Source organism: Azoarcus sp. DD4 (assembly GCF_006496635.1).
GTDB lineage: Bacteria > Pseudomonadota > Gammaproteobacteria > Burkholderiales > Rhodocyclaceae > Azoarcus.
The window spans coordinates 2,610,782-2,635,040 of sequence record NZ_CP022958.1 but is presented as its reverse complement, the minus strand read 5'-3'; the positions used below and the strand labels follow the sequence as shown (position 1 = coordinate 2,635,040).

Below are 24,259 nucleotides of genomic sequence, written 5' to 3'. Positions count from 1 at the left end.
ATGCATTCAACGGAGCACCTCGAAATACCGTGGTCGGCATGCTGTAGCGATATCAGGAGCGCGTCACCTCGCTCAGCGACACCGCCCTCGCGCCGTGATCGCCCAGCACCCGTGCCTGCCAGGCGATTACGGCGCTCACCATAGCCAGCAAACTCAACACCCACTCAAGCGAGAGCAGGCTCGCCACCCGGCCGAGCAGCAGCGGCCCGAGCAGGCCGCCGAGCGCGCCGAGGCCGGCGACCAGCGCCAACGCCTCGCCGCCCATGCGGCCGGCGGCAGAAAAGATCACCGGTGCGGCCGCAGCCAGGCCCAGGCCGGTGGCGGCAAAGGCCAGGAAGGCCAGCGGCATCGCCGGCAGCCAGGCCGCAAGGAACAGGGCCACCGCGCACAGACATCCACCGAAGCGGACCAGGCGCGCGCCGCCGTAGCGATTGACCAGCCCGTCGGAGAACAGGCGACCGACCGCCATCGCGCCGGAGAAGACCGCCAGACCGAAGCCGGCCACGCTGTCGGCCGCGTGCAGGGCCTGCGACAGATAGACCGACGCCCAACCCATCACCCCGCTTTCCAGCACGGTGCACCAGCACAGCAGCAGCCCCAGCCCGAGCCAGGCATCCACCGCCGGCCTCACCTCGACCTGCTCCATCGGTGCAGCCGTCTCCGCGCGCAGCGTGGCGGCAGCGGCGCGGTGCACCAGCGCCGCCAGCAGGCCGACCGCCGCCATGTGCAGCGCCAGGTTCACGCCCGCCGCCGCCAACAGCCCGCTGACGAAGGCCGACAGCACGCTGCCGATGAAGAAGGTGGCATGCAGCCGGCCCATCATCCGCCGGCCCTGGTGCAGTTCCCATTGCGCCGCCTGATGGTTGATCGCCACGCTGACGCCGTTATAGATCATGCCCTGCAGGAAGAGCCCCGCGAGCAAACCCGACAGGCCGGGCAACCACGGAATCAGGCCCAGCACGATCCCGCCGGCGGTGCCGAAGCGGTGCAGCATCGTCCGGCTGCCCCAGCGCAGCAGCAGCGCGCGGTTGAGCGGATAGGCGAGCACGCCGCCCAGCCCGCCGGAGAACAGCACCCAGCCCCACTCTGCGTTGTCCAGCCCCCAGCGCTGGTAGAACTCGGGCTGGCGCGTCATCAGCACGCTGCCGACGCCGCCCAGCGCAGCAAAGCCGGTGACCAGCGCCCACAGCGGCCCCGCAAGGCGTTTCAGCATGGCGCCCCCGCCTGCACGGCAGTGGCGACCGGCGCGCCGAAGCGGGCGATGAAGGCGCGCACCACGCCATTGGTCCAGCCGAAACCGTCCTGCACCGGGTACTCGCCGCCGCCGGCATCGAGCGCCATGTCGCAGACGTCGTATTTCTCCATCAGCTTGCCGGTGCGCCGGAACACACGGTCGGCGAGAGCGACGAAGCGCGTCGCGATCTCGCGCGCCAGCGCGTCCTCGCCGTAATCGAGCAGGCCCTGCACCGTCGCCCACTGCAGTGGCGCCCAACCGTTGGGCGCGTCCCACTGCTCGCGCGTGGCCGCCAGCGTGGTGACCACGCCGCCCGGCCGCAGGAAATGCCGCTCGATGCCGCGGGCGATCCGCTGCGCCTGCGCCACATCGGCCAGCCCGCAGAACAGCGGGAACACACCGGCGAGCGACCAGCAGTCGGTCTGGCGGCCGTCGCACCAGCCGTAGTCGAAGAACCAGCCGGCCTCTTCGTTCCAGCAGTGGGCGAGGATGGCCGCGCGCCGCCGCACCGCCGCCTGCGCGTAGTCGGCGGCGCGCGCCTGGCCAGCCTGCGCCAGCCAGCGCGCGAGCAGGGTTTCGACGCGGTAGAGCAGGCAATTGAGATCGACCGGGACCAGTTCGGTGGTACGGATGCTGCTCAGGCTGCGGTTGCCGCCGCACCAGCGGCTGCTGAAATCCCAGCCGGATTCGGCCGCGGCGCGCAGGTTGCGGTAGACCTCCGCCTGACGCGCCGGCTCGACTTCGGCGAACAGTGCCACGTCCTCGGCGTAGGCCTCTTCGCGCGGCAGATTGCGCGCGTCCCAGTAGCGATTGAGCAGCGCGCCGTCGGCCAGACGCACCACATGGCGGTCGGCGGCAGGGGTCAGGCCGGCCGGCAGTTCGCAGGCCATCCAGTAGCGATATTCGCGCTCCAGTTGGGGCAGGAAGCCCGCGATGGCGTCGAAGCCGCACTCCCCTTCCAGCAGTTCCAGCATCAGGCCGAACACCGGCGGCTGCGAACGGCTGAGGAAGTAGATGCGGTTGCCGTTGGGCACATGGCCGACGCTGTCGATCAGCCAGGCGAAGTTGCGCACCATGCTGTCGACCAGATCGACGCGGCCGGCCGCCGCCAGGCCGAGCAGGGTGAAGTAGCTATCCCAGTAATAGATTTCGCGGAAACGCCCGCCCGGCACCACGTAGGGATGCGGCAGCGGAAGCAGCGTGCCGCCAGCCGGCGGATCGGCTTCAGACACGTCAGGCGCGCGGGTGAGCGTGGTCCACAGCGCATCGATGTGTGCGGCAAGTCCGTCCCCCGCCGCCGGCACCGGCGCCGCCCCGGCTTCCGGCAGGGCGAAGCGGCTGCGCACGAAGTCGTCGAGCAGGCGGCGGAAGTCCCGCGCAATGTCGTCGGCCGGCGCCAGCGCCACGCAGTCGGGAAAGGTCTTGGAGTCGGCGAACACGCGCGCGAGCTGCACCGCCTGGAACAGCGCGCCCTGGGTCTGGGGTCCGGAATGGTTCACGTCGTATCCTCGAAGCGGGCAGCAGCAGCCCCCCACGGCCGCGCGCGGCATGGTGGACGGCGTCGGCGGCGCCGTAATGCGGGTGGAAGGCCGCGGGCGGGACTCAGCCCGCCGCGGCCGTCATCGGTCCGGCTGCGCTGTCAGTGCATGGCCTTGGTGCGCATCGGCTCGACGAAGGTGATGGGCGGCGCATCGACGCCCGGCGTGCGCGTCGCGCCGTTGCCGGGCGCGCGGCGGGCGAAGGCCTTGCCGTCCTGGTCGAACAGGTGGCAGTGCTCGGGCGGCAGCCGGTAGCCGACGGTGTCGCCGGCGGCGATGTCGGAGCGATGAGCGTTGCGCACCACCCAGGGATCGCCGAGCTGGCCGCTGTCGAGATAGTGGTAGGTCTCGTTGCCCATGTGCTCGACGAAGAGCACGTCGGCGAGGAAGGGCGCCTCGGCCACCGCGCCCCACTCGATGTGCTCGGGGCGGATGCCCAGCTTCACCTTCATGCCCTCGGCGCCGGCCGGGGTGGCGATGGGCACCGCGAGCTCCTTGCCGTTCCACAGCCGCAGCAGGGTCTTGCCCTCGCCAGCGCGCAGCAGGGTGGCCGGCATCATGTTCATCTTGGGCGAGCCGATGAACTGGGCGACGAAGTCGTTGGCCGGATGGTCGTAGAGTTCCAGCGGCGTGCCCACCTGCTCGACGTTGCCGGCGCGCAGCACCACGATGCGCTGCGCCAGCGTCATCGCCTCGACCTGGTCGTGGGTGACGTAGATGATGGTGGAGCGCAGCCGGCGGTGCAGCGCGGCGATCTCCATGCGCATCTGCACCCGCAGCGCGGCATCGAGGTTGGAGAGCGGCTCGTCGAACAGGAAGAGCTTGGGTTCGCGCGCGATCGCGCGGCCGATGGCAACGCGCTGGCGTTGGCCGCCGGACAGATCCTTGGGCCGGCGCTTGAGCAGCGGTTCCAGCTGCAGGATGCGGGCGCTCTCCTCCACCCGCCGCGCGATCTCGTCGGCCGGCAGCTTGGCCAGTTGCAGGCCGAAGGCCATGTTCTCGTACACATTCATGTGCGGGTACAGGGCGTAGGACTGGAACACCATGCCGATGCCGCGCTCGGACGGGGTGTCGTCGTTCACGTATTTGCCGTCGATGTACATGCCGCCGCCGGAGATGTCCTCCAGCCCGGCGATCATGCGCAGCAGCGTCGATTTGCCGCAGCCCGAGGGGCCGACGATGACGATGAATTCGCCGCTGTCGACCTGCAGGTCGATGGACTTGATGACCTGGGCGGCGTCGCCGTAGCGCTTGTTGAGTTTGTCGAGGGTGAGTTGAGCCATGATCGTTGATCCTTGATGGGCGGACCGCTCCGGGTGCGCCTTGTGGTTCGGAGTCGGGTCAGCCTTTGACGGCGCCGGCGGTAAGGCCACTGACGATGCGCTTCTGGAAGATCAGCACCAGCGCGATGATGGGCACCGTCACCACCACCGACGCGGCCATGATGTTTCCCCACGGCAGCTCGTACTGCGACGCGCCCTGCAGCAGGCCGATGGCGACCGGCACGGTGCGGTTCTCGGTGGAGATGATGAAGGTGAGCGCGAACATGAACTCGTTCCACGCGCCGATGAAGGCGAGCAGCCCGGTGGTCACCAGCGAGGGCCCCATGATGGGTGCGAACACCTTGGTGATGATCACCCACAGGCCGGCGCCATCGACGATGGCGGCCTCCTCCAGCTCCACCGGCAGCGAGCGCATGAAGGTGGTCAGCACCCACACCGTGAAGGGCAGCGAGAAGGTGGTGTAGGACAGGATCAGTGCGCCCAGCGAGTCGTACAGCCCCATGAAGCGCACCAGCTCGAACATGCCCGACAGCACCGCCACCTGCGGGAACATCGACACGCAGAGGATGGTGAAAAGGATGTACTTGCGGCCGCGGAAGCGCACCCGTGCCAGCGCGAAGGCGGCGGTGATGGACACCATCAGGCACACCCCCACCGTCACCGTGGCGACGATGAAGGAGTTCAGCAGGCTGAGGCCGACACCGTTCTCGACCAGCGCATTGACGTAGTTCTCCCAGTGGAAGGTGGTCGGCAGGTAGTTGGTGAGGAAGAGATCCTGCCCGGTACGCAGCGAGGTCAGGATGGCGTTGTAGAAGGGGAAGACGCAGATCACGCTGACGACCAGCGCCGCCAGGTAGATCCAGAGCCGGCTCCCCAGCTCCTTTTGCTTGCGTGTGAGCTTCATTCCCTGGACTCCTTGCCTTCGTGGCTGAAGCGGTTGATCCACAGGAAGCAGGCAGCGATGCCGGCCACCATCATGAACACCAGCACCGAGGCGGCCGAACCCGCGCCCATCTCCTGGAAGGACACCATCTGCTCGCGGGCATAGCCGGAGATCGAGATGGTCGCCTCGCTGTTGGAGGTCAGCACGTAGATCAGGTCGAACACCCGCAGCGCATCCATCACCCGGAAGATCAGCGCGACGATCATCGCCGGCATGATCAGCGGCAGCGTGATGCGGCGGAAACGCTGCCAGGCGTTGGCGCCGTCGACCCGCGCCGCCTCGTAGAGGTCGGACGGGATCATCTGCAGCGCGGCGAGCAGCATCAGCGCCATGAAGGGCACCGTCTTCCACACGTCGGCGATCACCACCGCCCACATCGACAGCGTCGGCTCGGCGATCCAGGCCAGCGGTTCGGTGATGAGGCCGAGCCGCGTCAGCAGGTCGTTGATGACGCCGTACTGGTCGTGGAACATCCAGCCCCACATCTTGGCGGTGACGATGGTGGGAATCGCCCACGGCACCAGGATGGCAGCGCGCACCAGGCCCTGGCCGCGGAACTTCTGGTTCATCAGCAGCGCCAGCAGCATGCCGAACACCAGCTCCAGCGACACCGAGGCGGCGGTGAACCAGAGCGTGTTCCACACCGCCTGCCACCACAGCGGATCGGCCAGCACGCCGAAGCGCTCGCCGTCGGCGAAGTCGAGGTAATTGGCCAGGCCGACGAAGCTGTATTCCTCGGGGGTGTCGAGCGCGGCGTCGGTGAAGCTGTAGAACAGCGTGCGCAGCAGCGGCCAGCCGGCCACTGCGGCCAGCAGCACCAGCGCCGGGGTCACCAGCACCCAGGCGGCACGCGCGCGGCGCTGTTGCAGGCTGCGTTTGCGGCCCGATGGCGCCGCCGGTGCGGACGCAGCCGCCGTGGGGGCGACCGCAGCCGCCGGCAGCAGGCTCTCGGTATTGTGATTCATGGATGTTTCCTCCTAAGGCCGGGCGAGCATCGGCGGCGGGGGCGCCCTTCGGTTATAGGCCCGGCAGGCGCACCCGGCGATTGCGTTCGCCACACGGGCGGCACCGGGACGGGCCCGGCGCCGCCGGCATCACGGATGTCGGCTGGCCGACGCTCCGCTTACTTCCATTCCTTGCCCTTGATGCGCTTGAGCCGGTTCTCGACATCGGCCACCGCCTGCTCGCCGGTGGCGCGCCCGGACAGCACGTCGTAGCCGGCGTTGAACATCACCTTGGAGACCTTGGGGAACTGCGAGCGCGTCGGCGTGGAAGGACGCGGCACAGCGTTGGCGAACACGTCCTTGAACTGGGCCAGGTGCGGCGCCTTGGCCTGCACCTCCGGATCGGCATAGGCCGCCACCCGCGCCGGCGCCTCGCCGGTGACCAGGAACTTGGTCTTCTGGGTCTTTTCGTCGGCCAGGATGCGCAGCAGCTTCACCGCCGCCTCCGGGTTCTTGCTGTAGGTGCTCACCGCCCACTGCCAGCCGCCCAGGGTCGCGGCGTGGACGCCGTCCTCACCGCCCTTGGGGATGGGAATGACGCCGACCTTGCCCTTGACCGGGCTGTTCTCGGCCTGGGTCAGCAGGTAGGCGTAGGGCCAGTTGCGCATGAAGAGCGCGTCGCCGTTCTGGAACAGTGCGCGCGACTCTTCCTCCTGGTAGCCCATCACGCCCTTGGGCGCGATGGTGCCGACCCAGCTGGCGGCGGTATTGAGCGCCTTGGCTGCCCTGGGGTTGTTGATGGTAATGTTGCCGGCGGCATCGACGAAGGAACCGCCGTTGTAGGAGGCCACCCATTCGAGCACGTCGCAGCCCAGGCCCTCGTAGGCCTTGCCCTGGAACACGAAGCCCCAGAAGCCCTTCTGCCCGGCCTCGCGCTCGGCCTGCTGGATCTTCGTGGCGATGCGAGTCAGCTCTTCCCAGGTCTTTGGCGGCTGCTCGCCGTACTTCTCCAGCAGATCCTTGCGGTAGTACATCATGCCGGCATCGACGTTGTTGGGCACGCCCTTGATGCGGCCGTCGACGATGTTGTTCTTCCAGTTGTTGGGGAAGAAATGCGGCTCCAGGTCCTTCACCTTGTCGGTGAGGTCGAGCAGGTGCTTGTCGAGCAGGCCGACCCAGATCACGTCGACCGACAGCACGTCGATCGCCTTGCCGTCCTTGGCGGCGAAGATCTGCTGGTAGATCGACAGCTTCTCGTCGGAGGCCGCCGGCATCTCGAGGAATTCGAGCTTGTGCGGGGTCTCGTACTCGAAGCGCTGCTTGACGTATTCGCAGTAGGGCTTCATCGGGCCGGACACGTTGCATTCCATCTTCAGGGTGTCGGCGTGGGCGGGAATGGCGCTCGCAAGCAGGGTGGCGATGGCGCCGGACAGGATTTTCTTCATGGTGGTGTCTCCTCCGTTGTTCTCTGTATTCAGGTGGCTGGCGGCTGTTCAGGCGACGCGATAGACGCGCGCTTCGAACGGCTGCAGGGTGATGCCGTCGCACTCCTCGTGCGGCGCGACCGCGTGGTTGGCGAGCAGCAGCTCGCCGTGGCGCAGGGTGATGCCTTCCTCCCGGTATAGCGCCGGTTCGTCCGACAGGTTGGTGATGACGACGATGCGCGCATCGCCCAGCGTGCGTGTGTAGGCGTAGACCTGCGGGTCCTCGGCCATCAGCAGCGCGTAGCGGCCATGCACCAGCGCCGGCTCGGCCTTGCGCAGTGCGATCAGGCGGCGGTGATAGTTCAGCACCGAATCCGGGTCATCCTGCTGCGCCGCGACGTTGATCGCGGTGTAGTTGGCATTGAGCTTGAGCCAGGGCGTGCCGGTGGTGAAGCCGGCGTTGGCGCTGGCGTCCCACTGCATCGGCGTGCGCGAGTTGTCGCGGGCGAGTATGGCGAGTTCGTCGATGATGTCCGCCGGCGCCCTGCCCTGCGCCAACTGCAGCGCGTATTCGTTGCGGGCGAACACGCAGTCGAAGTCGTCGATGCTGTCGAAGCGGGTGTTGGTCATGCCGATCTCCTGCCCCTGGTAGAGGAAGGGCGTGCCCTCCTGCAGGAAGAACATGGTCGACAAGGCGGTCGCGCTCTCGCGCCAGTAGCGCTCGACATCGCCCCAGCTGGACACGATGCGCGGCACGTCGTGGTTCTCCAGGTAGAGCGCGTTCCAGCCGCGGCCGTGCAGCGTGTCCTGCCAGCGGCTGAGGACGCGCTTGATGCCGACGAAATCCGGCCTGGCACGCGGGTTCTCGGCCCACAGGTTGCGGTGCTCGAACTGGAAGATCATGTTCAGCCGCCCGTGCTCCGTGCCCACCCAGTCCAGCGCCTGCTCCGCCGACACGCCGTTGGCCTCGCCCACGGTCATGATGTCGTAGTGGCGGAAGCTGTTCTGCGCGAGGTCGTCCATGTAGCCGAGCACGCCGTCGACGTTCATGTGCATCGGGAACGACGGCACGTAGTCCAGGCCTTGCGGATTGGGCAGGTCGGGCAGGCCGGGCACCTTCTTCATGTGGCTCACCGCGTCCAGCCGGAAGCCGTCTATGCCCTTGTCCAGCCACCAGCGCACCATGTCGTTCACCGCGCTGCGCACCTCGGGGTTCTCCCAGTTGAGGTCGGGCTGGCGGGTGGAAAAGAGATGCAGGAAGTACTGGCCGGTGGCCTCGTCGTACTTCCACGCCGAGCCCTTGAAGATGCTCTCCCAGTTGTTGGGCGCATCGGCCGGCGTGCCCGGTTCGGCGCCCTTGCCGTCGCGCCACACGTACCAGTCGCGCTTGGGGTTGTCGCGGGACGAGCGCGATTCGACGAACCAGGCGTGCTCGTCGCTGGTGTGATTGACCACCAGGTCGAGGATGAGGCGCATGCCGCGGCTGTGCACCGCGTCGAGCAGGCGGTCGAAGTCGGCCATGGTGCCGAACTCGTCCATGATGGCCTGGTAGTCGGCGATGTCGTAGCCGTTGTCGTCGTTGGGCGACTTGTACATCGGGCAGATCCAGATCACGTCGATGCCGAGCGACTTGAGGTAGTCGAGCCGCGCGGTGATGCCGTTGAGATCGCCGATGCCATCGCCGTTGGAGTCCATGAAGCTGCGCGGGTAGATCTGGTAGGCCACCGCCTCCTTCCACCACGGTGTCTGCACGGCTTGCGTTGCGGGTTTGCTCATGTGGGATGTCCTCGGGTCAGGCCGCCGTCGCACCGAAGGCGATGGCGAAGGATTCGTAGGGGCGCAGCGCCAGGCGCTCGCCGAGGCGGGCGACCGGCTCGTAGTTGCTCACCAGGCACTCGCCGGCGCGCTGCCGCAATTCGGCCGGCAGATCGAGCTCGACCGGTTCGGCGCCGAAGTTGTTGATGACGACGATGGCCTCGTCGCCCAGCCGGCGCTGGTAGGCGAGGACCTGCGGATGCGTCTCGAACAGGGGCTGGTAATCGCCATGCACCATGGTCGGCCGCGCCTTGCGCAGCGCCACCAGGCGGCGGTAGTGGTGGAAGATCGAATCCGGATCGGCCAGCGCCGCCTCGACGTTGATTTCGCTATGGTTGGGATTGAGCTTGAGCCACGGCTGGCCGCTGCTGAAGCCGGCGTTGTCGCCCGCGCTCCACTGCATCGGCGTGCGGGCGTTATCGCGCCCGTTGGCATGGATGCCGGCCAGCATCTCGGCGGGCGGCACACCGGCGGCGGTGCGTTCGCGGTAGAGGTTGAGCGATTCGATGTCCTGGTAATCGGCGATGTCGTCGAAGCGCACGTTGGTCATCCCGATTTCCTCGCCCTGGTAGATGTAGGGCGTGCCCTTGAGGAAGTGCAGCGCGGTCGCCAGCATCTTGGCCGACTCGACGCGGTAGCGGCCCGGGTCGCCGTACTTCGACACCGCGCGCGGCAGGTCGTGGTTGTTCCAGAACAGCGAGTTCCAGCCGGTATCGGCCAGCTCGGCCTGCCACTTGCCGATCACCCGCTTGAATTCCGTCAGCTCGAAGGGGCGCGGCTTCCATTTGCCGTGCTGCGCATCCCAGGTGATGGTGATGTGCTCGAACTGGAACACCATGTCGAGTTCGCCGCGCGCCGGATCGGAATAGAGCCTGGCGATGTCCGGCGTGGCACTCCAGGCTTCACCCACGGTAAGCACGTCGCGGTCGCCGAAGGTGGCGGCGTTCATCTCCTGCAGCAGCGTGTGCAGGCGCGGGCCGTTGGTGGTGATGCCGCGGTCGACCTCCTTGCCGATGAGGTCGATCACGTCCATGCGGAAGCCGCCGATGCCGCGCCCCAGCCACCAGTTCATCATCCGGTGGACTTCCTTCTGCACGGCGGGATTGGCCCAGTTGAGATCGGGCTGGCGCTTCGAAAACAGGTGGAAGTAATACTCGCCGGTAGCCGGATCCAGTTCCCAGGCGCTGCCGCCAAAGTAGGAGCGCTGCGCGTCGGGCGGCGAGCCATCGGCCCGGGGCGCGCGCCAGATGTAGTAGTCGCGCCAGGGGTTGTCCTTGGCCTTGCGCGCCTCGGCGAACCAGGGATGCTCGTCCGAGGTGTGATTGACCACCAGGTCCATGACGATGCGGATGTCGCGCCGCGCCGCCTCGGCGATCAGCCTGTCCATCTCGGCCAGCGTGCCGAATTCAGGCGCGATGTCGCAGTAGTCGGAGATGTCGTAGCCGTTGTCGTCCATCGGCGAGCGGAACACCGGCGACAGCCAGATCACGTTCACACCGAGGGTCTGCAGGTAATCGAGCTTGCCGATGATGCCGGCCAGATCGCCGATGCCGTCGCCATTGGCATCGCAGAAGCTGCGCGGATAGATCTGATAGACCACCGCCTTGTGCCACCACTTCGTTTCCAAGATCGGCCTCCTCCTGGCGGTTTTCCGCCATCTGCCACCGTGTTCCGAACCCTGTCCGACGTGGTGGCAATGAGTTTTTTTGATGCTGTTATAAAATCACAAAAGCGGTTTGGATCGTAATCCGAAGCGCTTTGGATGTAAACTCGTTTTTGCGGGGAACTCCGGACTTTCCGGAGTCGCTAGACTTGCCCCATTCAGTGTTTCGTTAGCAGACGACCGCTCCCCGCCCGGAGCGGGCAAAGGACGACCCCATGAAGGTGAATCTGAAAATGCTGTCCGAGTCGCTCGGGCTGTCGCAAACCACCGTCAGCCGCGCACTCAACGGTTATTCGGACGTCAGCGAGAACACCCGCCAGCGCGTCGTGGAAGCCGCTCAGAAGCTCGGTTACCAACCCAATTCGCAGGCGCGACAGCTGGCGACCGGACGCGCCAACGCCATCGGCATCGTCTATCCGTTCAGCGCCAGCGACATCGGCGACATCCGCTTCGGCGAAGTGGTGTCCGGCATGACCGAACGGCTCGCCGAACACGATCTCGACCTGCTGATCCATTCGTCGAGGCCCGATGTCGAACTCGACACCTACCGCCGCCTCATCGACGGCCGCCGGGTGGACGCGATGGTCGTCGCCCGCACCCGGGTGGATGACCCGCGCATCCGCCTGCTGCAGGAGCGCAACTTTCCCTTCGTCGCCTATGGCCGTACGCAAAGCACCCTGCCCTACGCCTGGTTCGACTTCGACAACGAGGCGGGCGGCCGGCTGGCGGTCGAACGCCTGCTCCAACTCGGCCACCGCCGCATCGCACTGATCCACGCGCCGCTGGAACTCAACTTCGCCATGCAGCGGCACGCCGGCTTCGTTGGCGCGCTGCGCGCTGCCGGGATCGAACCCGAGCCTGCGTTCGTCGTCGAGGCGCCGATCAACCGCGTCGGCGGCTACGAGGCGGTGGGCAGGCTGCTCGCGCTGCCCGAGCCGCCGACCGCCGTGCTGATCGACAACAACGTCGCCGGCGTCGGCGCCCTGCGCGCCCTCGGCGATGCCGGCTGGAAACCGGGCCAGGGCATGTCGCTCATCGTCTATGACGGCATTCCGACCGAGATCCCGCTCACCTACAAGGTGACGGCCGTCGCCCAGCCGACCGGCGAAGCCACCGGCCGCGCGATCGCCGACCTGGTCGTCCGCGTGCTGGCCGGCAAGCCGCTGGCCGAGCTCCACACGCTGGGCGAGCCGCACATCGAAGTCGGCGACAGCGACGGCCCGCCCCCTGCCTCCGCCACGACAACCAGGCGCATTCGCAGCAAGGCGACGAGCTAAGCGGCCGCGACCGCGGCCTCCCGTCGTGTGCGAGGCATGGGGCGGGATGCGGTGCATCGCCGGCTTCCGGGAGACTCAGCCGCGCCGACTCAGAACCACACTTCCATCTGGGCACCGAACAGCCACTTGCTCGAGCCCTTGAAGGTGGTGTTGCCGAAGGTGCCGTTGTTGGCGGTGCCGTCGTAGCTGAAACCGTTCAGGTCTTTGTCCCAGCCCATCCAGCTGCCGAACAGGCGCAGTTCCGGGCGGGCGAAGAAGCCGGCGCTGGTATCCAGCTTGAAGGTCGGCGCCACGGTGAGCTTGTAGAAACCGCCCTTGCCGGTATCGAAGGTGCTGTCGAGATCCATGTACTGGTAGGTGGCTTCGTACTGCATCGCGAAGTTCTTGTTGATCGCGTTGTTCAGCCGCAGGTTGGCGGACACCCACTTGTACTCGTCGCCCTTGTTGAAACGGTCCTTGCTCGTCTCGGCCATCAGCGCGGGCGCGATCTTCCAGTCCTTGGCCAGATCGGTCACACCCATGGTGAAGACGCGTACCGCCTGGGCGTCGTCCTGCAGGTTGCCGACCGCGCCGACGCGCTTGACCTCGGCACCGAGACCGCGGCCGAAAAGGATGCCGGTCTTCGAGAAACCGCTGGCCACGCCGTAGAAGGTGGGCGCGTTGTAGCCCAGCAGCCCGTGATAGCCGGTGGTGGCGCGGCCGCTGTCGGCATTCTCGTTCTGCTTGGCACGGATGCCGTTGAGCATGACCTGCCAGTTGCCGATGAAGTTGTTGGTGGTGACGATGTAGCTCTTGACGCTGTCGTCATCGTCATTGACGAAGTCGCGGCCATAGACCGAGAAGCTGCTCTTCCAGTCCGGCGTCACCTCGACGTCATAGACGCCGGCACCGGTGCCGGCCAGGAAGATCACGTCGCTGTCGAAGAAGTGGATGTCGTAGTTCTTCTTGTCGAAGCGCTTGCCTGCCCAGAGGGTGGCGTTCTCCAACGCGGTGCCCTTGAAGCTGGCGAGCTTGCTCAGCTCGCCGAACACCCAGCGCACGTTCACGCCGTTCTCGCCGGCAGTCCAGTCGTTGTTGCTGTTGGTGCCGTCCGCCACCATGAAATTGAAGCTGCCGGTACTGCCGTCGTCCGTACGGAAGTTCTTGATCATCTTCGCTTCGACGTAGGTGTCGGTCTCCACGCCGAGACGCCCGACCGCACCGCCCAGGGGGCCGGCCGGCGTGAAGTAGGGGCCGACCCCCTTGACGGTGTACATGTCGCCGCCCGACACCGTTCCCGACCGGGCATAGCCGTGGAACTCGAAGGACGAGGCGGTTTCGCCAGCCGCCTTGGTCAGCGGCGCCTGGGTATCGGTCGCCACCTTGGCCGCGGTCGCGGTGGTGTCGGCCTGCTTGGCTACATCGCTGGCCTGCTGGGCCGCGGTCGTCGCCTGCTGGGCCATCGAGGTCACCGCGCGCAGCTGCTCTTCCAGCTTGGCGATGCGCGCTTCCAGGTCCTCGACCCGGCGCGACTTGCCGTCATCAGCGGCGCTCGCATTGCCGCAAAACGCGAGGGCAATGCCGATGGCGATTGCGGTGTGCTTGGTGTTCATTCCCTTGTCTCCTCAGTTCTGATTGGCTGCAACACTGACGCCAGCGGCGGCGCTTCTGCGAGCGCCTGCGACGGGCGGAAATACGTTCTGGGTCGCTCTCCACAACTGGCTGCGCGTCACCCCGGTGGCCGAGCGGGAAAGACCGCCGGCGGCACTCGGATCAGCAGCAGACACACACGGGGTGGAGATGAAATCCGCAACCGCCGCGTGGCTTTTCAACCAGCTTGTAGCGGATTGTAGAAATACTACCGAACGTTTGCAAATTTTTTGTAGTTGCCCTACAAAACATTGCCAATCAAATCATGCCACCAGGAATGTTAAGGCATTTTCACCATTGTTTTTTAGTATGTTTTTAGTTATCACAAGCCGTAAATGGCGTTAATGCCGTGAACACATATTCTGTGATACAAGTTCATAACTGATCACTAATCATGTTCTTCTTCTCCACTTTTAGCCCCAAAGCGCTTTCGATATTCGAGATGCCCCGCCCGACAAGAAGCGGCCAACGCCATGGGGAAGGCTGTATGGCGCTGTCGCCACCCCGCACGCGTCCCGCCAGGCGCAGCCCTGCCGAGCGCAGCGGCGACGCGCTCACGCGCTCGCGGCAGCAAGCACATCGACGCCAGGCAGGGAGAGACTGGCGCCGGCCTGGCACCGGCACCGGAAAGACCAGCTCAGCTGGCGTGGGAGATCAGCGCACCGAGATCACCGCCTTCGGCAGCGGTACGCGTCTGGGCTTCGGCACCGCGCCGCGCGCCGCGATCGGCTCCGCCGCGGACCGCGACGCCGACGGCGAGCACGTCGAGCATCAGCAGATGCAGGATGCGCGAGATCATCGACAGATGGGTTGCGATGTCTTCGGCATGATCGACGGCGAGATTGACGGTCGCCTTCTTCGCCAGCGGCGAGTGGCTTGCGGTGATGGAAATCACTGCGGCGCCGGCCGCAAGCGCGAGATCGACCGCCTTGAGCAGTTCCGGCAGGCGTCCGGAACTGGAGACGGCAACCACCACATCTCCCGGCGCGAGCAACTCGGCCGCCATCGCTTCGAGCCGCGGATCGGCGTAGGCAACGGCGGGAATGCCGAAGCGGAAGAACTTGTACTGGCCGTCGAGCGCGACGACGCTCGAATTACCGGCACCATAGAACTCGATGCGCGCAGCCTGCCGCAGCAGACCGATGGCCTGCTCGACCGCCGCGGGATCGAGGCCATCGCGCAGCCTCAGGATGGCCGACACCGTATTGTCCAGCACCTTGGCCGACAGATCGGGCGCGGCGTCATCGGCCTTCACCTGGCTGTGACGCACCGGCACCGTGCCGGTCAGTCCGGATGCCAGTTTCAGGCGGAAATCCGCCAGGCCGCTGAACCCCAGCGTGCGGCAGAAGCGGATGACGGTCGGCTGGCTGACATGGGCATGCCGAGCGATATCGGCCACCGGGTCGTTCAGGAAGCTGCGCGGCTGGTCCAGCAGCAGGCGGGCAACTCGCTGCTCGGCCTTGCTGAGCGTGGACAGCGCGGCACCGACTTTCTCCAGCAAGGGGTTTTCGCCCCGCTCGGCGCGCAGATGATGGCCGAGAATGACCGACACCCCTTGAAAAGCCGGTTGCGGCGCGGTGATCACGTAGGTCGGAATCCGGGCGAGGTAGTCGGCGAAACGCCCCTTGTTCTCGAAGCGCCGCCGGAAGGGCGAACGCAGGAAGAGATCGCCGAGCCGCGGCACGATGCCGCCGCCGATGTAGATGCCACCCACAGCGCCCAACGTCACCGCCACGTCGGCCGCCACGGTACCGAGCATCGCGCAAAAGCAGTCGACGACCTCGGCGCACAGCGGATCATCACCGGCCAGTGCGCGCGCTACGATCTTCGCGGCAGTCAGCGGCTGCTCCAGCACCACGCCCGCGCGTTCGGCGAGAGCGCGATGGACCAGCTCCATGCCCGGCCCGGAGATCAGGCGTTCGGCCGACACGTGCGACCACTCGCGCCAGGCGTATTGCAGAACAAAGATCTCGCGCTCGTCACCCGGCGCAAAGCTCACATGCCCGCCCTCGCTCCCCAGCGTCACCCAGCGATCCCCGGCAGGGATCAGGCCGGACACGCCCAAACCCGTGCCCGGCCCGATCAGGCCGACCACCCCGCCGGGGCTCGGCTCGCCGCCACCCACCTGGACGCGCCCGTCCTCCGGCAGCCGCGACAGCGCCATCGCCAGCGCGGTGAAGTCGTTCACCACCAGCAAGGTATCGAGACCGAGTTCGCGACGCGTCGCATCGATGGAGAACCGCCAGTCGCGGTTGGTCATCCTGACCAGGTCGCCGGCGATGGGATTGGCGATGGCGATGGCCGCGTGGCGCGGCGCCGCACCGGACGAGCGACGAAGGTAGGACTGCACGACCTCGACGATGCCCCCGTAGTCGGCGCACTGCAGAACCTCCACCGCCTCCAGGCGCCCCGGTGCGCGCTCGAGCGCGAAGCGGGCGTTGGTTGCACCGATGTCCGCCAGCAAACGCGGACCGTCGGCGAACTCCGCCGTGGATTGCCCGATGCCTTCCGCCCTCTCTTCTCCGTACATGAACACCCCGTCTATCGCATTGCCTGCGCCGCCGCACCGGACGCGCGCCGATATGCCATGCATTCTAGTCGCCTACCGCCCGCAGCAAGGCCGGACACCCTCGCGAAATACGTAGTATTGGTACGGACCCCCTCATTCTGTTACTTCATTACGCGCCACGAAGCCCCGCACGCGAGGACAGCGCTCCACCTTAACCGCCGCCACACTTCGTCAATATATTGTTTAAGTTCATACACTAACGATAATATCCCGGGCTTTTTTCGGCAGCCGCTCATCCATGACCGCACCCACGTTGTACTTTGCTTATTTGTAATTTTGCTACACAATAAGTCATCAGATGCCTGAACGGCGCATTCTTCGATGAGACTCCCATGAACACCCAACGCCCCCTCGATCTGGTCATCTTCGGCGGTACCGGCGACCTGGCGATGCGCAAGCTGCTGCCGGCGCTCTATCACCTGCATTGCGACGGCCTACTGGCGGCCGCCACCCGCATCGTCGGGGTTGCCCGCGATGATCTGGACGACGCAGGCTACCGCGAGTTGGTCTGCGTGCAGGCCCAGCGCTTTCTCGGCAAGGACTTCCGCCGCAGTGACTGGAACACCTTTGTTGCCCGCCTGCTGTATGCGCGGGTAGACGCCCTCGACGGCACGAGTTTCAGCGGGCTTGCCGAGCAGTTGTCGGCGCGACCGGACGGTCAGCGCGTGTTCTATCTCTCCACCGCGCCCAGCCTCTTCGCCGCGATCAGCCGTCACCTCGAAGCGGCCGGCCTGATCGCCGCCGACAGCCGGGTGGTGCTGGAGAAGCCGCTCGGCCACGATCTTGCGTCTTCCCGCGCGATCAACGACGAGGTCGGCCACTACTTCGGCGAAGGCCAGATCTACCGGATCGACCACTACCTCGGCAAGGAACCGGTGCAGAACCTGCTGGCCCTGCGCTTCGGCAACGCGCTGTTCGAACCGCTGTGGCGGCGCGAATGGGTGCGCGACGTGCAGATCACCGTGGCCGAACAGGTCGGTGTCGAGGCCCGCGGGGATTTCTACGACCGCGTCGGCGCGATGCGCGACATGGTGCAGAACCATCTGCTGCAACTCCTGTGCATCGTCGCGATGGAACCGCCGGCATCGATCAACCCCGACGCCGTGCGCGACGAAAAGCTCAAGATCCTGCGCGCCTTGCGCCCCTTCGGTCCGGGCGACGTCGCCAGCCGCAGCGTGCGCGGCCAGTATCGCGCCGGCGCCAGCGGAGGCCAGCCCGTGCCCGGCTACCTCGAAGAAGCCGGCATCGCGCCCGACAGCCGCACCGAAACCTTCGTCGCGCTCAAGGCCGAGATCAACACCTGGCGCTGGGCGGGCGTGCCCTTCTTCCTGCGCACCGGCAAGCGCATGCAGGACAAGGTAGCCGAGATCGTCATCAACTTCCGCTCGGTGCCGCACTCCATCTTCGGCATACCGGCCTCGCCACAGCACGCCAACCGCATGGTGATCCGCATGCAGCCGGAAGAAACGGTGGATCTGCACCTGCTCGCCAAGCAGCCGGGCGACGTCATGCACCTGCAACCGGTGCAGCTCAACCTCGACTTCGCCGAGGCCTTCCGCAGCCGCCGGCTTGAAGCCTACGAGCGCCTGTTGATGGACGTCATGCGCGGCAACCTGACCCTGTTCGTCCGCCGCGACGAGCAGGAGGCCGCCTGGCGCTGGGTCGAGCCCATTCTCGCCGGCTGGGATGCCAGCGGCGAACGCCCCAAGCCATACACTGCCGGCACCTGGGGCCCGGCGGCGTCGAGCGCGCTGCTGTCGCGCGACGGACTCTCCTGGTACGAGGAAATCTGATCGGCCGCGCTGCCCGCAACAACACGAGGACGCTGAAATGCCCCCTGCACTCATTCACACCTTCCCCCGCCTGGTCGGCGACATCGGCGGCACCAATGCGCGCTTCGCGCTGATCACCGCGCCCGGCGGCCAGCCCGAGGCGATCCGTACCCTGCCTTGCGCCGATTTCGACGGCCCGGCCGCTGCCATGGAGCACTATCTCGCCGGCACCACCACGCCGCGCCCGCGCTGGTGCGCCTTCGGCATCGCCAACCCGGTCGACGGCGACACCATCCGCATGACCAACCACGACTGGGCGTTTTCCGTCCGCGAGTTGCGCGCGACACTGAGGCTGGACCATCTCGAGGTGGTGAACGACTTCACCGCGCTCGCGCTGGCATTACCAGTGCTGCGGCCGGAGGACCTGATGAAGGTCGGCGGCGGCAGCGCTGCCGGCGGGCGGGCGATCGGCCTGCTGGGCGCCGGCACCGGCCTCGGCATTTCCGGCCTGGTTCCCTGCGGCGGCGACTACGTACCGCTCGAAGGCGAAGGCGGGCATGTAACGCTCGCTGCCAGCAATCCGCAGGAGGCGGAGCTCATCGCCTGGCTGGCGGCACGCTATCCGCACGTATCGGCCGAACGCGTGCTGTCCGGCCCCGGTCTGGTCGCGCTCTACCAGGCACACGCCGCGCTTGCCGGCCGCCTGCCCGAGCCCTACGACCCGGCCGACGTCACCCGCCTGGCACTGGCCGGCAGCGACGCCCTGTGCGTGGTCACACTGGCCAGCTTCTGTGCCTTTCTCGGCACCGTCGCGGCGGACCTCGCGCTCACGCTCGGGGCGCGCGGCGGCATCTATATCGGCGGCGGCATCGTGCCGCGGCTGGGAGAAGCCTTTGCCCGCTCGCCCTTCCGCCAGCGCTTCGAGGACAAGGGGCGTTTCAGCCGTTACCTGTCCGAGATTCCCACCTATGTGATCCAGGCCGCCTACCCCGGCCTGATCGGCTCGGCCCGCGTGCTCGAACGCAGGGCCGCCGACTCCACGACGCCCCCCTGAGCAGACCACGTTTCACCCACAGGGCGGCATGCGCAAGCCTCGCCGCCATCGGCCGTTCACCGGGCGGATGCCTGCCCCTTCGTGCAGATGGAGTAAATCCACATCTTGTTCTTGACATTCCGTTCGGCGCGACATTAAATAAACCAAGTTGATTTATTAATAAGCACCGCCAATGAGCGGGCAGGAAGGAGACGAAGATGGCAATAGCCCCTCCCGGGCGTGGCCGCAACTCCGTGCGGCTGCGGCGCTACAACGAAAGGCTGCTGCTGCAGGTCTTGCGCCGCAGCGGCGAAGCCTCCAAGGCCGACCTCGCACGCCGCACCCACCTCACCAGCACCGCCATCGGCAGCATCATCCAGTCGCTCGAAGAGAGCGACCTCATCGTCTATACCGGTCGCCGAACCGAAGGCCAGCGCGGCCAGCCGGCTACCCTGATCGACCTCAACCCCAAGGGCGCCTTCGGCATCGGCGTACGGCTCGACCGCGACTCCATCGAAACCGCCCTGCTCGACTTCGGTGGCCAGATCCTCGCCCGCCGGGTGCACGACCGCATCCTGCCCTCCCCGGACGAGACGCTCGAACTGGTGCGCAAGGACATCGACGAAGTGCTGAAGGCGATCACCCCGGAAGAGCGTGAGCGCCTCACCGGCATCGGCGTTGCCCAGCCGTTCAACCTGGGCGCCTGGCTGCGCGAACTCAATATCGCCCAACCCGAGTTCCGCGCCTGGGACGAAGTCGACTTCGCCTTCGAGCTCGGCGAGGCCACCGGCCTGCCGGTGTTCAGCGAAAACGACGGCAACGCCGCCGCCATCGCCGAACTCTTCTACGGTTGCGGCCGCGAGTTCGACGACTTCATCTACCTCTTCCTCGGCCCGGTCATCGGCTGCGGCATCGCGCTCAACGGCGACTGCCTGCGCGGCGTCACCGGCAATGCCGGCGACGTCGCGGTGATGCCGGTACCGCCGGGCAAGCTCGCTTCGGCCCAGGCTCCCAGCGGCAAGTGGGAGCTGCTGCTGTCGCGCGCCTCGCTCAACGCGCTGGCCCGCCATCTGCGCTACCACGGCGCCGAAGTGGCCAGCCACGCCGACCTCGAACGCCACATCCGCGCCCACCATCCTGCGGTGGAAGAGTGGGTCGAGGACTGCATCGACGCGCTGACCCCCGCGCTGCGCTCGGCGCTGTGCATTCTCGACGTGCCGGTGGTCGTGCTGGATGCCGACGTCGATGGCGGCCTGCTCGACCTGCTGCAGCGCCAGCTGGCCGCCAGCCTGGCGGAAACCGCACCGGAAGCGCGCGGCGTGCCCGACCTGGTACGCGGCTCCTTCGGCTCCGACGCCGGTGCTGTCGGCGCAGCCAGCCTGCCGATGTTCTTCAGCTTCTCCCCGCGCGCGGAAATCCTGCGCAACCAGGGCAAATCGATGGAGGAAATGCGTGATGCCGACTGATCAAACCCTGCGGCCGGTGCTCGAGATGCGCGGCATCTCCAAGACCTTTCCCGGCGTGCGCGCACTGCGCGACGTGTCGCTGACGCTCTACCCCGGCGAAGTCCATTCGCTGATGGGCGAGAACGGCGCGGGCAAATCGACACTGATGAAGATCCTGTCGGGCGCCTACCAGGCCGATGCCGGTGCCGAAATCCTGATCGACGGCCAAGCGGTGGTGATCGACGGCCCGCTGTCGGCCAAGGCGCTGGGTGTGGCGGTGATCTACCAGGAGCTGACCCTGTGCGCCAGCCTCAGCGTGGCCGAGAACATCTACCTCGGCCGCGAGCTGCGCCGGGGCGGCCGGGTGGACCGCGCGGCGATGGAAGCCGCATGCGCCGACATCCTCACCCGGCTGGGCGCGAGCTTCGGCCCGCGCACCGTGGTCGGCGGGCTCTCCATCGCGGAACGCCAGCTGGTGGAGATCGCCCGTGCGGTACACGCCAAAGCCCGCATCCTGGTCATGGACGAACCGACCACGCCGCTGTCCTCGCGCGAGACCGACCGCCTGTTCGAGCTGATCCGCCAGCTGCGCGCCGAAGGCCTGGCCATCGTCTACGTCAGCCACCGCATGGCGGAAATCTACGAACTGTCCGACCGTGTCTCGGTGCTGCGCGACGGCAGCTACGTCGGCACCCTGGACCGCGCAGAGCTGTCGGCCGATGCGCTGGTGCAGATGATGGTGGGCCGCGACCTATCCGGTTTCTACAAGAAGGACCATCGCGCCTACGAGCCGGGCAAGGTGGTGATGGCGGTGCGCAACATGCATGACGGTAACCGCGTGCGCGACTGCAGCTTCGACCTGCACGCCGGCGAGGTGCTGGGCATCGCCGGCCTGGTCGGTGCCGGCCGCACCGAACTCGCCCGCCTCATCTTCGGCGCCGATCCTCGCAGCGGCGGCGAACTGGTGGTCGACGGCGTACCGGTGCGCCTGCGCACCCCGCGCGACGCGATCCGCGCCGGCGTGGTGTACCTCACCGAGGACCGCAAGGGCCGCGGCCTCTTCCTCGACATGAGCGTGCGCGACAACATCAACGTCTGCGCCTGCTCGGGCGATGCCCGCGGCGCCGGCGTGCTCAACCTCGCCAAGGCGCGCGAGCGCGCCAACGCGGCCATCCGCGACCTGGCCATCCGGGTACCGAATTCCCGCGTCAACGTCGGCGCGCTGTCGGGCGGTAACCAGCAGAAAGTGCTGCTGTCGCGCCTGCTGGAGATCAAGCCGCGGGTGCTCATCCTCGACGAGCCGACGCGCGGCGTCGACATCGGCGCCAAGTCCGAGATCTACCGGATCATCAACGACCTCGCCCAGCGCGGCGTGGGCGTGATCGTGATTTCGAGCGAGCTGCCGGAGATCGTCGGCACCGCCGACCGCGTGCTGGTGATGCGCGAAGGCGAACTGGTCGGCGAACTCGGCGGCCACTCGGGCGCCACCATCACCCAGGAAGCCATCATCGCGCTGGCCACCGGCGCCACCCCCGAAACCCTGCCGCGGGCCGCCTGAAAGGCGCGCCCCACACGAGAGCAGGAGACAAAAATCATGGAGAAGACAATGAGCCAGACCCCCACGCCGATCGCCCCGTCCGTTCCTCAGCCCGGCGCGGCGCGCGCCCCACACCAGCCGACCGCGCGCGAGCGTTTCCAATCCACGATGCGCGCCGTCGGCATGCTGCCGGTGCTCATCCTGCTTGCTGGCGGCTTCGGCGTGCTGGCCGAAGGCTTCCTCACCGCGCAGAACATCTCCATCATCGCCCAGCAGGCTTCGATCAACATCGTGCTCGCCGCCGGCATGACCTTCGTCATCCTCACCGCCGGCATCGACCTGTCGGTGGGCTCCATCCTCGCCGCCGCCGCGGTGGTGTCGGTGATGGGCTCGACGCTGCCCGGCGGCGGCATGCTGGGCATCACCGCCGGTCTCGCCACCGGGCTGGCCTTCGGCCTGATGAACGGCAGCCTGGTCGCCTTCGGCAAGCTGCCACCCTTCATCGTCACGCTCGGCGCGCTGACCGCGGTGCGGGGCATCGCCCGCCTGCTCGGCGACGACAAGACGGTGTTCAACCCCGACCTGCCCTTCGCCTTCATCGGCAACGACAACCTGCTCGGCATTCCCTGGCTGGTGTGGATTGCCGCCGCAGTGATCGCCGGCTCGTGGTTCATCCTGCGCCGCACCGTGCTCGGCCTGCACATCTACTCGGTCGGCAGCAACCCGGAAGCGGCGCGCCTGTCGGGCATCAAGGTGTGGAAGGTGCTGCTCTTCGTCTATGCGATGTCGGGCCTGCTCGCCGGCCTCGGCGCGGTGATGACCTCCGCGCGGCTGCTCGCCGCCAACGGCCTGCAGCTCGGCCAGTCCTACGAGCTGGACGCGATCGCGGCGGTCATCCTCGGCGGCACCAGCTTCGTCGGCGGCGTCGGCTCCATCCTCGGCACCCTGATCGGCGCGCTCATCATCGCGGTGCTCACCAACGGCCTGGTGCTGCTGGGCGTGTCCGATATCTGGCAATACATCATCAAGGGCCTGGTCATCATCGGCGCGGTCGCGCTCGACCGCTACCGCCAGAGCGGCGCCCGCACCTGAGCCGCCCCCCTTCGCGCTTCACCATTTTTCCATCTCGCCGCTATCCGGCTGCCGGTCCCGGATTGCGGCTTGCCAAAAAGACCGGATGAGGAGACTTCCATGTTCCATCGCAAGGCCATCGCTGCCGGTATCGCCCTCGCCCTCGTTGCCGGCCTCGCCCAGGCGCGCGAGATCAAGTCGGTCGGCGTCACCGTCGGCTCGCTCGGCAACCCCTTCTTCGTCACCATCGCCAAGGGCGCCGAAGCCAAGGTGAAGGAGCTCTACCCCAACGCCAAGGTGCTGGCGGTGTCGGCCGACTACGACCTGAACAAGCAGTTCACCCAGATCGACAACTTCATCTCCGCTGGCGTGGATCTCATTCTGCTGAACGCCGCCGACCCCAAGGCGATCGAGCCGGCGGTACGCAAGGCGCAGAAGGCGGGCATCGCGGTGGTGGGCGTCGACGTGGCTGCCGCCGGGGCGGATGCCACGGTGCAGACCGACAACATCCAGGCCGGCCGCATCGCCTGCGAGTACATCGTCAAGCGCCTCAACGGCCAGGGCAATGTCGTCATCCAGAACGGACCGCAAGTCTCGGCCGTGGTCGACCGGGTCACCGGTTGCAAGGAAGTGCTGAAGGCGACACCCGGCATCAAGGTGCTGTCCGACGACCAGGACGGCAAGGGCTCGCGCGAAGGCGGCATGAACGTGATGCTCGGCCACCTCACCCGCTTCCCCAAGCTCGACGCGGTATTCACCATCAACGACCCGCAGGCCATCGGCACCGACCTCGCCGCCCGCCAGCTCAAACGCAAGGGCCTCGTGATCGCCTCGGTGGACGGCGCCCCCGACATCGAGAACGCGCTCAAGACCGACACTCAGGTCGAAGCCTCGGCCAGCCAGGATCCGTGGGCGATGGCGCAGCAGGCGGTGATGATCGGCAACGACGTGCTCAACGGCAAGCGTCCCGCCAACCCCATGGTGCTGATCCCGTCGACGCTGGTCACCCGCGACAACGTCGGCAGCTACAAGGGCTGGTCGTCGCCGCGCTGACCGCCGCCGACCGCGTTTCCATCCACCTC

General features: G+C 67.0%; 17 protein-coding genes. 7 read left to right on the top strand and 10 right to left on the bottom strand.

Going from position 1 to position 24,259, the window contains the following annotated elements; genetic code table 11:
- Positions 1–52 precede the first annotated feature (52 nt).
- From CJ010_RS12175 to CJ010_RS12140, 8 genes are all read right to left on the bottom strand, one after another.
- The gene (locus tag CJ010_RS12175) at positions 53–1,213 is read right to left on the bottom strand and encodes an MFS transporter (protein WP_141018278.1); all 1,161 of its coding nucleotides are present in this window, start codon (positions 1,211–1,213) and stop codon (positions 53–55) included.
- Positions 1,207–2,733 carry an alpha,alpha-trehalase TreF gene (treF, locus tag CJ010_RS12170; RefSeq protein WP_205754950.1) on the bottom strand — a complete coding sequence of 509 codons (1,527 nt, stop codon included), beginning with the start codon at positions 2,731–2,733 and terminating at the stop codon, positions 1,207–1,209. Before treF ends, CJ010_RS12175 begins: the two co-directional genes overlap by 7 nt.
- A gap of 140 nt (positions 2,734–2,873) precedes the next feature.
- Positions 2,874–4,055: an ABC transporter ATP-binding protein gene (locus tag CJ010_RS12165; protein WP_141018276.1), complete on the bottom strand. Its 1,182-nt coding sequence runs from the start codon at positions 4,053–4,055 to the stop codon at positions 2,874–2,876.
- Between the two features lie 58 nt (positions 4,056–4,113).
- Positions 4,114–4,959 carry a carbohydrate ABC transporter permease gene (locus CJ010_RS12160; protein ID WP_141018275.1) on the bottom strand — a complete coding sequence of 282 codons (846 nt, stop codon included), beginning with the start codon at positions 4,957–4,959 and terminating at the stop codon, positions 4,114–4,116.
- On the bottom strand, positions 4,956–5,963 hold the full coding sequence (locus CJ010_RS12155; protein WP_141018274.1) for a carbohydrate ABC transporter permease: 1,008 nt from the start codon (positions 5,961–5,963) through the stop codon (positions 4,956–4,958). The genes CJ010_RS12160 and CJ010_RS12155 overlap by 4 nt, the downstream gene beginning before the upstream one ends.
- 158 nt (positions 5,964–6,121) lie before the next feature.
- Entirely contained in the window at positions 6,122–7,387 is a 1,266-nt protein-coding gene (locus tag CJ010_RS12150) for an ABC transporter substrate-binding protein (RefSeq protein WP_141018273.1), read from the bottom strand.
- A 48-nt stretch (positions 7,388–7,435) separates the two neighbouring features.
- Positions 7,436–9,142: an alpha-glucosidase gene (locus CJ010_RS12145; RefSeq protein ID WP_141018272.1), complete on the bottom strand. Its 1,707-nt coding sequence runs from the start codon at positions 9,140–9,142 to the stop codon at positions 7,436–7,438.
- Between the two features lie 16 nt (positions 9,143–9,158).
- The gene (locus CJ010_RS12140; protein ID WP_141018271.1) at positions 9,159–10,808 is read right to left on the bottom strand and encodes an alpha-glucosidase; all 1,650 of its coding nucleotides are present in this window, start codon (positions 10,806–10,808) and stop codon (positions 9,159–9,161) included.
- A 251-nt stretch (positions 10,809–11,059) separates the two neighbouring features.
- Between CJ010_RS12140 and CJ010_RS12135 the strand changes: the two genes are divergently transcribed.
- On the top strand, positions 11,060–12,121 hold the full coding sequence (locus CJ010_RS12135; RefSeq protein WP_141018270.1) for a substrate-binding domain-containing protein: 1,062 nt from the start codon (positions 11,060–11,062) through the stop codon (positions 12,119–12,121).
- An 89-nt stretch (positions 12,122–12,210) separates the two neighbouring features.
- Here the strand turns inward: CJ010_RS12135 and CJ010_RS12130 are convergent, their stop codons facing one another.
- The gene (locus CJ010_RS12130; protein ID WP_141018269.1) at positions 12,211–13,713 is read right to left on the bottom strand and encodes a carbohydrate porin; all 1,503 of its coding nucleotides are present in this window, start codon (positions 13,711–13,713) and stop codon (positions 12,211–12,213) included.
- Between the two features lie 674 nt (positions 13,714–14,387).
- A complete protein-coding gene (locus CJ010_RS12125) occupies positions 14,388–16,280 on the bottom strand; it encodes a glucokinase (protein WP_141018268.1) in 1,893 nt (630 codons plus the stop codon).
- A gap of 371 nt (positions 16,281–16,651) precedes the next feature.
- Between CJ010_RS12125 and zwf the strand changes: the two genes are divergently transcribed.
- The 6 genes from zwf (at position 16,652) to CJ010_RS12095 (ending at position 24,230) form a co-directional block, all read left to right on the top strand.
- Positions 16,652–18,112: a glucose-6-phosphate dehydrogenase gene (zwf, locus tag CJ010_RS12120; RefSeq protein WP_141018267.1), complete on the top strand. Its 1,461-nt coding sequence runs from the start codon at positions 16,652–16,654 to the stop codon at positions 18,110–18,112.
- A 37-nt stretch (positions 18,113–18,149) separates the two neighbouring features.
- Positions 18,150–19,145 (top strand): glucokinase, encoded by a 996-nt coding sequence (locus CJ010_RS12115; protein WP_141018266.1) that lies wholly within the window; start codon positions 18,150–18,152, stop codon positions 19,143–19,145.
- 197 nt (positions 19,146–19,342) lie between these two features.
- Positions 19,343–20,590: an ROK family transcriptional regulator gene (locus CJ010_RS12110; protein WP_141018265.1), complete on the top strand. Its 1,248-nt coding sequence runs from the start codon at positions 19,343–19,345 to the stop codon at positions 20,588–20,590.
- Positions 20,580–22,127 (top strand): sugar ABC transporter ATP-binding protein, encoded by a 1,548-nt coding sequence (locus CJ010_RS12105; protein WP_141018264.1) that lies wholly within the window; start codon positions 20,580–20,582, stop codon positions 22,125–22,127. Before CJ010_RS12110 ends, CJ010_RS12105 begins: the two co-directional genes overlap by 11 nt.
- 48 nt (positions 22,128–22,175) lie before the next feature.
- On the top strand, positions 22,176–23,198 hold the full coding sequence (locus CJ010_RS12100; RefSeq protein WP_240794575.1) for a ribose ABC transporter permease: 1,023 nt from the start codon (positions 22,176–22,178) through the stop codon (positions 23,196–23,198).
- 99 nt (positions 23,199–23,297) lie between these two features.
- Positions 23,298–24,230 carry an ABC transporter substrate-binding protein gene (locus tag CJ010_RS12095; protein ID WP_141018262.1) on the top strand — a complete coding sequence of 311 codons (933 nt, stop codon included), beginning with the start codon at positions 23,298–23,300 and terminating at the stop codon, positions 24,228–24,230.
- The last annotated feature ends 29 nt before the right edge of the window (positions 24,231–24,259 follow it).

Coding starts and splice junctions, on each gene's coding strand:
- CJ010_RS12175 (WP_141018278.1), bottom strand. CDS start 1,213: ATGCTGAAACGCCTTGCGGGGCCGCTGTGGGCGCTGGTCACCGGCTTT.
- CJ010_RS12165 (WP_141018276.1), bottom strand. CDS start 4,055: ATGGCTCAACTCACCCTCGACAAACTCAACAAGCGCTACGGCGACGCC.
- CJ010_RS12160 (WP_141018275.1), bottom strand. CDS start 4,959: ATGAAGCTCACACGCAAGCAAAAGGAGCTGGGGAGCCGGCTCTGGATC.
- CJ010_RS12155 (WP_141018274.1), bottom strand. CDS start 5,963: ATGAATCACAATACCGAGAGCCTGCTGCCGGCGGCTGCGGTCGCCCCC.
- CJ010_RS12150 (WP_141018273.1), bottom strand. CDS start 7,387: ATGAAGAAAATCCTGTCCGGCGCCATCGCCACCCTGCTTGCGAGCGCC.
- CJ010_RS12145 (WP_141018272.1), bottom strand. CDS start 9,142: ATGAGCAAACCCGCAACGCAAGCCGTGCAGACACCGTGGTGGAAGGAG.
- CJ010_RS12135 (WP_141018270.1), top strand. CDS start 11,060: ATGAAGGTGAATCTGAAAATGCTGTCCGAGTCGCTCGGGCTGTCGCAA.
- CJ010_RS12130 (WP_141018269.1), bottom strand. CDS start 13,713: ATGAACACCAAGCACACCGCAATCGCCATCGGCATTGCCCTCGCGTTT.
- CJ010_RS12125 (WP_141018268.1), bottom strand. CDS start 16,280: ATGTACGGAGAAGAGAGGGCGGAAGGCATCGGGCAATCCACGGCGGAG.
- zwf (WP_141018267.1), top strand. CDS start 16,652: ATGAACACCCAACGCCCCCTCGATCTGGTCATCTTCGGCGGTACCGGC.
- CJ010_RS12115 (WP_141018266.1), top strand. CDS start 18,150: ATGCCCCCTGCACTCATTCACACCTTCCCCCGCCTGGTCGGCGACATC.
- CJ010_RS12110 (WP_141018265.1), top strand. CDS start 19,343: ATGGCAATAGCCCCTCCCGGGCGTGGCCGCAACTCCGTGCGGCTGCGG.
- CJ010_RS12105 (WP_141018264.1), top strand. CDS start 20,580: ATGCCGACTGATCAAACCCTGCGGCCGGTGCTCGAGATGCGCGGCATC.
- CJ010_RS12100 (WP_240794575.1), top strand. CDS start 22,176: ATGAGCCAGACCCCCACGCCGATCGCCCCGTCCGTTCCTCAGCCCGGC.
- CJ010_RS12095 (WP_141018262.1), top strand. CDS start 23,298: ATGTTCCATCGCAAGGCCATCGCTGCCGGTATCGCCCTCGCCCTCGTT.